The sequence below is a fragment of the Micrococcus sp. HG099 genome (assembly GCF_024723355.1).
GTDB lineage: Bacteria > Actinomycetota > Actinomycetes > Actinomycetales > Micrococcaceae > Micrococcus > Micrococcus endophyticus.
On sequence record NZ_JANQCJ010000083.1, the window covers coordinates 1 to 10408 of the forward strand.

Annotated in this window: 7 protein-coding genes and 1 pseudogene; 7 read left to right on the plus strand and 1 reads right to left on the minus strand. The window is 76.6% G+C overall.

All coding sequences use genetic code 11. The features are described from left to right. Positions 1-856, plus strand: a pseudogene (locus tag NWP10_RS08095) (primosomal protein N'); the annotation flags it as partial. A gap of 53 nt (positions 857-909) precedes the next feature. Here the strand turns inward: NWP10_RS08095 and NWP10_RS08100 are convergent. Beyond that, entirely contained in the window at positions 910-1794 is an 885-nt protein-coding gene (locus NWP10_RS08100) for an alpha/beta fold hydrolase (protein ID WP_258300511.1), read from the minus strand. Positions 1795-2001: 207 nt separating this feature from the next. Here NWP10_RS08100 and glpK point away from each other — a divergent pair, with 207 nt between their 5' ends. The 6 genes from glpK to NWP10_RS08130 form a co-directional block, all read left to right on the plus strand. Then, positions 2002-3519: a glycerol kinase GlpK gene (gene glpK / locus NWP10_RS08105; RefSeq protein WP_258300512.1), complete on the plus strand. Its 1518-nt coding sequence runs from the start codon at positions 2002-2004 to the stop codon at positions 3517-3519. A 147-nt stretch (positions 3520-3666) separates the two neighbouring features. Beyond that, positions 3667-4941: a hypothetical protein gene (locus tag NWP10_RS08110; RefSeq protein WP_258300513.1), complete on the plus strand. Its 1275-nt coding sequence runs from the start codon at positions 3667-3669 to the stop codon at positions 4939-4941. Between the two features lie 128 nt (positions 4942-5069). Further along, positions 5070-7577, plus strand: a complete 2508-nt coding sequence (leuS, locus tag NWP10_RS08115; protein ID WP_258300514.1) for a leucine--tRNA ligase — start codon at positions 5070-5072, stop codon at positions 7575-7577. Positions 7578-7609: 32 nt separating this feature from the next. Beyond that, entirely contained in the window at positions 7610-8584 is a 975-nt protein-coding gene (locus tag NWP10_RS08120; RefSeq protein WP_258300515.1) for a DegV family protein, read from the plus strand. A gap of 101 nt (positions 8585-8685) precedes the next feature. Then, positions 8686-9627, plus strand: coding sequence for a helix-hairpin-helix domain-containing protein (locus NWP10_RS08125; protein WP_258300517.1), 942 nt, complete (start codon positions 8686-8688; stop codon positions 9625-9627). Further along, a partial coding sequence (locus NWP10_RS08130; RefSeq protein ID WP_258300518.1) for a polyprenyl synthetase family protein occupies positions 9624-10408 on the plus strand: 785 nt, incomplete at its 3' end. The genes NWP10_RS08125 and NWP10_RS08130, both read left to right, overlap by 4 nt.

Sequence of the window (10408 nt, forward strand, 5' to 3'; positions counted from 1 at the left end):
GCGCTGCGCGGGGCCGCTGGTCTTCCGCGACGCGCGGGCCGCCCGGCTCGGCGAGGTCGCCTGCCGCTGGTGCGGCACCCGCGAGCGGGGCTTCCGCTGCACCGAGTGCGGGGCGGGCGCCCTGCGCGCCGGGGCGCGCGGCGTGGACCGCACGGCCGAGGAGCTCGGCCGCGCCTTCCCCCGCATCCCCGTGCACTCCTCCTCCGCCCAGCACCGGCTCGGCACGATCCCGCCGGGGCCGTCGCTGGTGGTCGCCACCGTGGGCGCCGAGCCCGTGGCCGAGGACGGCTACGCGGCGGCCCTGCTGCTCGACGGCGACGCCCAGCTCCAGCGCGAGGGCCTGGACGTGCCGGGCCGGGTGCTGGCCCGCTGGCTCGCGGCCGCCTGCCTCGTGCGCCCCGCCGCGGACGGGGGAGTCGTGGTGGTCACCGCGGACGCCGGGGAGGCGGTGAACGCCCTGGTGCGCCGAGACCCGGACGGGTTCGCCGCCCACCAGGTCGCCGAGCGCAGGGAGCTGCACCTGCCGCCGGCCGGCCGGCTGGCCGAGGTGACCGGGGAGGCGTCCGCCGTGCGCGAGTACCTGGAGCTCGTGGAGGCGGCCCGGCGGGAGCGGCCCGAGGAGGACGTGCACGAGGACCCGCACTCGGCCCCGCTCGACGGCGGCCCCGCCCGGCTGCCGTGGATCGGCCCGGTGCCGGACGCCGCGGACGAGACCCGGTCCCGGGCCCTGCTGCTCTTCCCCTACGCGGCCGCGGACGCGACCGTCGCCGCGCTGCGCGCCGCCCGCTCTGCCGCGTCGGCGCGCCGGGAGACGTCCCCCGTGCGGGTGCGGCTGGACCCCGCCGGCGTCCTCTGACCCGGCGTCCTCCGACCCTGCGCGCTCTCTGACCCGGCGCGCCCGGGCGCAGCTCAGCGGCCGCGGGCCGCCCAGGCGCGCAGCACGGCCGCGCATTCGCCCGGCCGCTCGTAGTGGAGCAGGTGCCCGACGCCGTCGAGCACGTGCAGCTCGGCGCGCCCGCCGCCGGCCTCGATGGCGGCTGCCAGCGCCTCCTGCGCGGACACCGAGCCGAGCGGGTCCTCGCGGCCGGCGACGAGCAGCACCGGCAGGCGCAGCCGGTCGGCCGCGTCGGCCACGGTCCCCGTGCTGGACGCCCGGTAGGACTCGGAGAGCATGCGCGCGGACGCGAACCGGGAGAAGTACCGCCGGTGCTGGTCATGCGTGTACGCCAGGACGCGCCGGTCCGGGGTGCGGGACATGGCGAGGGTGGTCACCCACACCACGGGCGCCGCGCCGAGCACGAGGCGGCCGGCCCGCTCGGGCAGCCGCGCCGCGAGCTCGTAGTAGCCCCGGGCGAGCGCGGCGAGGCTGCGGCTGGTCCAGGACGCGGAGGCGTCCAGGGCGGGCTCGGCAATGGGGTTGAGCAGGGCCAGGCGGTCCCAGCGGCCGGGGTCGCGGGCCACGAGCTCGGCCCCCACCACCGTGCCGTAGGAGTGGGCCACGAGCACCGGCCACTGCGGGGGAGGCATCGCGGCGAGGACGGCGGCCACCGCGTCCGCGTGGTGGGCCACGGTGTGCTCCGCGTCCGGGAACGGCTCGGAGTCCCCGAAGCCGGGCAGCTCGATCGAGGTGACCGCGCGCTCGGGCAGGGCGTCGGCGAGCAGGGCCAGCCCGTGGTGGTCCCCGCGGAAGCCGTGCACGAACACCGTCCGGGGCGGGGCGGCGGCATCGTGGTGGGCGGGGGCGACCTCCGGCTCGTACTCCCACACGGCCACGCGCAGGGGGCGCCCGCTCACGGGGTCGGCCACGGCGACGTCGCGGCGCCGCGGGGTCCGGACCGGATGCCCGGTGAGGACAGCGGGGGAGCCCGATGGACGCGGGATGCGGACGCGGTCGCGCCACCGCACGGGCGGCGAGGGGGGCGCGTCGCGGTGCGGGCGGGGGCCGGCGTCGTCAGGGAGAGCCACGCGCCCACCCTAGCCAGGGCCGCTAGGGTCGTGCGCATGAGCGCAGCGCAGGCCGTCGTCGCCGTCGACCAGGGCACCACCTCCACGCGCGTGGCCGTGCTCGGCGCGGACGGGGCCGTCCTGGCCTCCGCCCAGCGCGAGCATGCCCAGCACTTCCCGGCCCCCGGCTGGGTGGAGCACGACCCCGCCGAGATCTGGGAGGCCGTGCGGGAGCTCACCTCGCTCGCCCTGACCCGGGCACGCGTGGACGCGCGCCGGGTGGCCGCCGTCGGGATCACCAACCAGCGGGAGACCGTGGTGGCCTGGGACGTGCGCACGGGGCGACCCGTGCACCGGGCCATCGTCTGGCAGGACACCCGCACCGCGGACGCGATGGCCCGCCTCGCCGCGGACGGCCGCGAGGGGGCCGTGCGCGAGCGCACCGGCCTGCCCCTGACCGCCTACTTCTCCGCGTCCAAGATCCGCTGGCTGCTCGACGAGGTGCCCGAGGCCCGCGAGCTCAGCCGCGCCGGGCGGCTGCGGGTGGGCACCATGGACGCATGGCTGGTGTGGAACCTCACCGGCGGCGTGCACGGCGGCGTCCACGCCACGGACGTGACCAACGCCTCCCGCACCCTGCTCATGGACCTGGCCACCGGCGACTGGAGCGCCGAGATGCTGGAGCTGTTCGGGCTCGAGGCGGACCGGTGGGAGGCCATGGCCCCGCGGATCCGGCCCTCGATCGGCCGGTTCGGCGAGGTGGCCGGGGACGTGGCCCTGGCCGGCGTGCCGGTGTCCGGCGTCCTGGGGGACCAGCAGGCGGCCGCGTTCGGCCAGGCGCTCTTCCGCCCCGGGGACACCAAGAACACCTACGGCACGGGGTGCTTCCTGCTCCAGCACACCGGGACCGTGCGCCCGACGTCGGACCACGGCCTGGTCTCCACCGTCGCCTTCCAGCGCGAGGGCGGCCCCCTGCACTACGCCCTGGAGGGCTCGGTGGCCGTGGCGGGCTCGCTCGTGCAGTGGCTGCGGGACGGGCTGGGGATCATCTCCTCCTCGGCCGAGGTGGAGCAGGCGGCGGCCTCCGTCCCGGACAACGGCGGCGTCGTCATCGTTCCCGCCTTCTCCGGGCTCTACGCGCCGCACTGGCGGCCGGACGCGCGCGGGGTCATCGCGGGGCTGACGGGCTACGCCGGGCGCGGGCACCTGGCGCGCGCCGCCGTCGAGGCCACGGCCTACCAGAGCCGGGACCTGCTCGAGGCGCTCACCGCGGACACGGGCCGGCGGATCGAGGCGCTGCGCGTGGACGGCGGCATGACGGTGAACGAGTCCCTGCTCCAGTTCCAGGCGGACATCCTCGGGGTGCCCGTGGTGCGCCCCCGCGTCACCGAGACCACCGTGCAGGGGGCCGCGTGGGCGGCCGGCCTGGCCGCGGGCGTGTGGCCGGACCTCGGCGCCCTGGCCGGGCTCTGGCACGAGGACCGGCGCTGGGAGCCGGCCATGGAGCCGGCCGAGCGGGAGCGCCTGCTGGCCCGCTGGGGCCGCGCCGTGGAGGCGTCCCTGGGCTGGGCCTGAGGACGCCGGGGGGGCGCGAGCCCCGGGCCGCGGGAGGGGTCGCCGGCCCTGGCCACGCCGCGCGGAGGGCCCGTAGGGTGCTCCGGTCCCTTCCCGACCCCGTGCGCGGCCGGGCGGACCGTCCCGTCCCCCACGAAAGGCCCCTGCATGCAGCACTCCGCCACCCTGAGATCCGTCAAGATCGCCCTCACCTTCGTCGGCCTGCTGGTCGGCGCCGGCTTCGCCACCGGCGCCGAGGTCATCCAGTACTTCGTGGGCTTCGGCTGGATCGGGATCCTGGGGGCGGGCCTGGCCGGTGTGCTCGTGGCCCTCGGCGGCGCCGTCATCCTCCAGCTGGGCAGCGTGTTCCTCGCCGCCGACCACAAGGTGGTCTTCCGCAGCGTCTCCCACCCGGTGATGGCGCGCATCCTGGACGTCACCGTGACCGTCACGCTCTTCGCGATCGGCTTCGTCATGCTGGCCGGCGCCGGCTCCACCCTCGCCCAGCAGCTCGGCTGGCCCACGTGGGCGGGCGCGGGGCTGATGACGGCCCTCGTGCTGGTCACGGGCATGCTGGACGTGGAGAAGGTCTCGGCGATCATCTCCCTCATCACGCCGCTGATCATCCTCGCCGTGGTGGCCGGGTTCGTCCACGTGCTCCTCACACACGAGGGCTCCTTCACCGCGAACGAGGCCCTCGCCGTGCAGGCCGCCACGCCGGTGGCGCCCTGGTGGCTGTCCTCCGTGAACTACTTCGGCCTCGTCGTCGTGATGGCCGTGTCCATGTGCCTGGTGATCGGCGGGTCCATCACCAACCCCCGCCAGGCGTTCACCGGCGGCCTCACCGGCGGCGTGCTCTACACCGTCCTGCTGCTGCTGGCCTCGGTGCTGCTCTACCTCGGCTACGCCGAGATCGGCCGGGCCGACGTGCCCATGCTCCAGCTGTTCGCCTCGATCGCCCCGTGGCTGGGCTGGACGATGGTCGTGGTCATCTACCTGATGATCTACAACACGGCGATCGGCATGTTGTACGCCCTGGGCCGCCGCCTCACCGCCGAGCGCCCCGGGCGCTACCGCCCCGTTTTCATCGGCGTCACCCTGCTGGCCTTCGCCGTCAGCTTCGTGGGCTTCGGCGACCTCATGAACGTCGTGTATCCGGCCCTGGGCTACCTCGGCATCGTCCTGGCCCTCGTGCTGATCGCCTGGTGGGTCCTGCACCGCCGCCGGATCTCCGCCGAGTCCGGCCTGCGCCTGCGCCTGCGCGCCCTCCTGCGGCTGCGCGAGCACCCCGAGAAGACCTTCACCGCCCAGCACGCCGTCTTGCTGCAGGAGGCCGCCGACGAGTCCGTGGCCGCCACGGCCGTGGTGACCGAGGCCGTGGAGGAGGAGGTCGTCCAGTCCATCGAGGCGGACGGGCCGGACGGGGACCCACGCCGGTCCTGACCGGCCCCGGGGCGCCGTCGCCGTAGGATGGCAGTGCCGGCCGCCGTCGCCGGCCCCTGTGCGCGCCGCCCGTCCGGGCGGGCGCGCCCGCCATCCCGACCCCCGACTGCGTGAGGACACGAACCGCCGTGAGCCAGACCCCCCAGAGCGCCGCACCGGCCACCCCCCGGATCCCCGCCGACGCGGAGTACTCCTTCCGCGACGTCGAGGCCCGCTGGGCCGGGTACTGGGAGCAGGCGGGCACCTTCGCCCCCCTCGAGGACGGCTCGGAGACGCGCACCGTGGTGGACATGTTCCCCTACCCCTCCGGCGACCTGCACATGGGCCACGCCGAGGCGTTCGCGATGGGCGACGTCGTCGCCCGCCACTGGATGCAGCGCGGCTACGACGTGCTGCACCCCATCGGCTGGGACTCCTTCGGCCTGCCCGCCGAGAACGCCGCCATCAAGCGGGACGCGCACCCGGCCGAGTGGACCTACGCCAACATCGAGACGCAGAAGCGCTCCTTCCGGCGCTACGGCATCGCCGTCGACTGGTCCCGCGAGCTGCACACCTCCGACCCCGAGTACTACCGGTGGACGCAGTGGCTGTTCCAGCAGCTGTACCGCAAGGGCCTGGCCTACCGGAAGGACTCCCCGGTCAACTGGTGCCCGCAGGACCAGACCGTGCTCGCGAACGAGCAGGTCGTGGACGGGCGCTGCGAGCGCTGCGGCACCGAGGTCACCAAGCGCACCCTGAACCAGTGGTACTTCCGCATCACCGAGTACGCGGACGCCCTGCTCGACGACATGGACCAGCTCACCGGCCACTGGCCCGAGCGGGTGCTGGCGATGCAGCGCAACTGGATCGGCCGCTCCGAGGGCGCCCACGTGGACTTCCAGATCGAGGACGGTCCCCAGGTCACGGTGTTCACCACCCGCCCGGACACCCTGCACGGCGCCACCTTCATGGTGGTGGCCGCGGACGCCCCCCTCGCCGCCGAGCTCGCCGACGAGTCCGTGCGCGCCGAGCTCGAGGCGTACCGCGAGGAGCTCAAGAAGGTCTCGGACATCGACCGCCAGGCCACCGACCGCCCGAAGACCGGCGTGTTCCTGGGCCGCCACGCGATCAACCCGCTCAACGGCGAGCGCCTGCCCGTGTGGGCCTCGGACTACGTGCTGGCCGACTACGGCACCGGCGCCATCATGGCCGTGCCCGCCCACGACCAGCGCGACCTCGACTTCGCCCGCGCCATGGGCCTGCCCGTGCGCGCCGTGCTGGACACCGGCGAGGAGGACCCCGCCGTCTCGGGCGTGGCCACCACCGGCGACGGCACCCTCGTGAACTCCGGCGAGCTGGACGGCCTGGACAAGACCGCGGCGATCGCCCGCGCCATCGAGATCGTCGAGGGCCGGGGCACCGGCCGCGGCACCACCACGTACCGTCTGCGTGACTGGCTGCTCTCCCGCCAGCGCTTCTGGGGCACCCCCATCCCCGTGGTGCACTGCGAGGCCTGCGGCGAGGTCCTCGTCCCCGAGGACCAGCTGCCGGTCACCCTGCCCACCGACCTCAAGGGCGAGCAGCTCGCCCCCAAGGGCCAGTCGCCCCTGGCCGCGGCGACGTCGTGGGTCGAGGTCGCCTGCCCCGACTGCGGCGGCCCCGCCCGCCGGGACACCGACACCATGGACACCTTCGTGGACTCGTCCTGGTACATGCTGCGCTACGCCTCCCCGAACGACGACACGCAGGTCTTCGACCCGGAGGCCGTGCGCCGCTGGCTGCCCGTGGACCAGTACGTGGGCGGCGTGGAGCACGCCATCCTGCACCTGCTCTACGCCCGCTTCTTCACCAAGGCCCTGCACGACCTGGGCCTCGTGCCGTTCACCGAGCCCTTCCGCGCCCTGCTGAACCAGGGCCAGGTGCTCAACGGCGGCCGGGCCATGTCCAAGTCGCTGGGCAACGGCGTGGACCTGGGCGCGCAGCTCGACGAGTTCGGCGTGGACGCCGTCCGCCTCACCATGGTATTCGCCTCCCCGCCAGAGGACGACGTGGACTGGGCCGACGTCGCCCCCGGCGCCGCCGGCAAGTTCCTGGCCCGCGCCTGGCGCCTGGCCCGCGACGTCCGCGAGGCCGGCACCCCGGCCGACGCCGCCCCGGCGACCGGCTCCGTTGCCCTGCGCCGCGTGACCCACCGCAGCGTGCACGAGGCCGGCCAGCTCCTGGACGACGGCAAGTTCAACGTGGTGATCGCCAAGACCATGGAGCTGGTCAACGCGGCCCGCAAGGAGATCGACGGCGGCGCCGGCGCGGCGGACCCCGCCGTCCGCGAGGCCGCCGAGGCCGTCGCCGTGCTGCTTTCCCTCGTGGCCCCCTACACCGCCGAGGACATGTGGGTGATGCTCGGCCACGAGCCCTCCGTGGTGCGCGCCGGCTGGCCGGCCGTGGACGAGTCCCTGCTGGTCGAGGACACCGTCACCGCGGTCGTCCAGGTCAAGGGCAAGGTCCGCGACACCCTCGAGGTCCCCGCGGACATCACCGCCGAGGACCTCGAGGCCCGTGCCCGCGCGTCGCAGAAGGTCCTCACCTTCATCGGCGACGCCGAGATCGTCAAGGTGATCGTGCGCGAGCCCAAGCTCGTGAACCTCGTGATCCGCTGACCGCGCGCGAGCGCGCGGAGAGGAGGCCGGCCGTGGCGACCATCGAGCAGTGGCGCGACGACGCCCTCGTGCGCCTGCGCTCCCGTCGGTCCCAGCTGGTCGGCCGCGCCCGGTACGGGCTGAAGCCGCCGCGCCGGGACCGGACGGCCGTGGTCACGGACTCCGCGGCCGCCCTGCCGGCCGCCGTGCTCGACCACTCCCTGGCCGCCGGCATCCGGCAGGTGCCGCTGCCCGTGATGGTGGGGGACCAGATCCACGCCGAGGGCACGGACGACCTCGCCCTCGAGCTGCCGCTGGCCCTCGCGGCGGGCACCGCGCTGCGCACCTCGCGCCCCTCGCCCGGCGCGTTCCGCAGCGTCTACGCGCAGCTGGCGCGGGAGGGGTACGCCCGGATCCTCTCCGTGCACCTGTCCGGGGAGCTCTCCGGCACCGTGGAGGCTGCACGGCTCGCCGCCGTGGACGCCGAGCGGCCCGTGACCGTGGTGGACTCGCGGACCGTGGGCTTCGCGCTCGGCATGGCCGTGGTGGACGCGGCCGTGGACGCCGGGGTGGGCATGCCCGTGGCCCGGATCCGCGAGCGGCTCGAGGCCACCGTGGACTCCAGCCACGTGCTGTTCACGGTGCCGAGCCTGGAGCAGCTGCGCCGCGGCGGCCGGATCAGCGGGCTCGCCTCGCTGATCGGCACGCTGCTGCACGTGCGCCCCGTCCTGGCCGTCGACGACGGCGCCATCGGCCTCGTGGACCGGCCCCGGTCCGCGGCCCGCGCCGTGGACCGGCTCGTCGAGCTGGCCACCGAGCGCGCCGGGGACGTCCCGGTGCGGATCGCCGTGCACGAGTACGGCGACCCCGAGACCGCCGCCGCCCTCGCCGAGCGGCTCACGCCCGTGTCCACCACGCCGGTCCCCGTGGTGGAGCTGCCCGCCGTGCTCGCCGCGCACCTCGGGCTCGGGGCGCTCGGCGTGGTGGTGTGCCCGTTGGAGTCGCCCACGGGGGGCTCCGGGGACTGACGCCGGCGACGGCTCCTGCACAGGTGCCCGCGACGGGTCGGCCGTCCCCAGGCACGGCCGTCGGCCGCACCGGGGCCGGGGGTCCGGCACAGACTCCCGGCATGAGCCACCCCCACCGCCTCGCCCCGGACGCCCCCGTCGGCGCGCCGCACAGCGCCGACTCCGCCGCCCTCTCCGACGACCCCGCCGAGGACGCCCCGCGTCCGTCCTGGTCCCGTTCCGCAGGCCCCGCCGCGGGCGGGTCCTCCGCGTGGGAGCGCGTGCCCCCGCGCGGGCGCGTCCTGCGCTGGCGCCCCGCCCTCCTGGCTGTCACCGTGCTGCTCGTGGCGGCCGCGGCCTGGTGGGCGGTCGCCTGGCTGACCAGCCCCGCACCGCCGTCCCCGGCGCCCGCCGCCTCGGCCGTCGAGGCCCGGGTGAAACCGGAGACCGCGGGCGGGCCGGACGCGGACGATGCCGCGCCCCCCTCCGACGGTGCCGGACCGGCCGCGGAGCCGTCGGGCGGGTCCGGGCCGGTGGCCGCGCTGCTGCGGGTGCACGTGGTGGGGGAGGTGGAGCGGCCCGGGGTGGTCAGCCTGGCCCCCGGCGCGCGCGTGGCCGACGCCGTGCGGGCCGCCGGCGGGGCGACGCGGGAGGCCCGGACCGAGCGCATCAACCTGGCGGCGCCCCTGGCGGACGGGCGCCAGGTGCTCGTCCCCTCCGCCCGCACCCCGGAGGAGGACCTCGCCCGGGTGGCCGGCGCCCAGGACGGCCCAGGCGCGGCGGAGGCCGGCGCGGCCGGGATTGCGCCGGACGCGGCGGCGTCGGAGCCTGCGGTACCCGCTCGGGCAGGCGGGTCGGGCGGCGCGGGGGCCGGCCCCGTGGACCTCAACGCGGCCGACGCCGTCGCCCTGCAGACCCTGCCCGGCGTGGGACCGGCCACGGCGGAGAAGATCATCGCCCACCGCGAGACGGTCGGCCCGTTCACGGGCCTGCAGGACCTCGACGCCGTCCCGGGCGTCGGCCCCGCCGCGCTGGAGCGGCTGCGGGACCGCGTCACGTGGTGAGCGTCCCGGCCGGCTCCCGGCCGCCGGAGGCCCCCGGGGCCCGGACCGACCCGGCGGCGCGGCGCGGCGACGTCCCCGGCCCCCTCGACGCCCGCTGGGTGCCCGCCCTCCTGGCCTGCCTGACGCTCGGCATCGTCGCCGACGGCTGGGAGGCGGCCACCCGGACGACCGTGGCCCTCGCCTGCCTGGGGGCGGCGGCCGCGGCCGTGCTGCTCGCCGCGCGGGCGCCCACCCCGGACTGGATCCGGGGCGCGGGCACCGCCGTCGCCCTCATCGGCGGGGACGTCCTGCTCGTGGAGGCGCTGCGCCTGGCCATGACGTGCACCCCGGACCCGGGCCGGGCCGCGCCGGTGGCCGCCGTCGTGCTGGACGCCGCCACCGCCTCCGCAGCCGGCGAGCTCGAGGACGTGCTCCTGGGCCTGGCCCGGCACACCGGCGAGGAGCCGGAGCCCGAGCGCATCCTGGCGATGCAGCGGCTCAAGACCGCCCACTACACGGTGTCCGCGCCCCTGCGGGCGGGGGCGCTGCTGGCGGGGGCGGATCCCGACGTCGCCGCGGGGCTGGGGGAGGCAGGCGCCGACCTGGGCGTGGCCTACCAGGTGGTGGACGACGTGCTCGGGGTGTTCGGCGCCCCGGAGCAGACCGGCAAGTCCGCCGACGGCGACCTGCGCGAGGGCAAGGCCACCGTGCTCACCGCGCACGGCCGCCGCGACCCCGCCGTCCGCGCCCTGCTCGACGCCGGCCCCGCCACCCCCGAAGAGCTCGAGGCCGCCCGCCGCGC

Excerpts from the sequence above, each read along its gene's own strand:
- glpK (WP_258300512.1), top strand. The coding sequence starts at position 2,002 with ATGAGCGCAGCGCAGGCCGTCGTCGCCGTCGACCAGGGCACCACCTCC.
- NWP10_RS08110 (WP_258300513.1), top strand. The coding sequence starts at position 3,667 with ATGCAGCACTCCGCCACCCTGAGATCCGTCAAGATCGCCCTCACCTTC.
- NWP10_RS08125 (WP_258300517.1), top strand. The coding sequence starts at position 8,686 with ATGAGCCACCCCCACCGCCTCGCCCCGGACGCCCCCGTCGGCGCGCCG.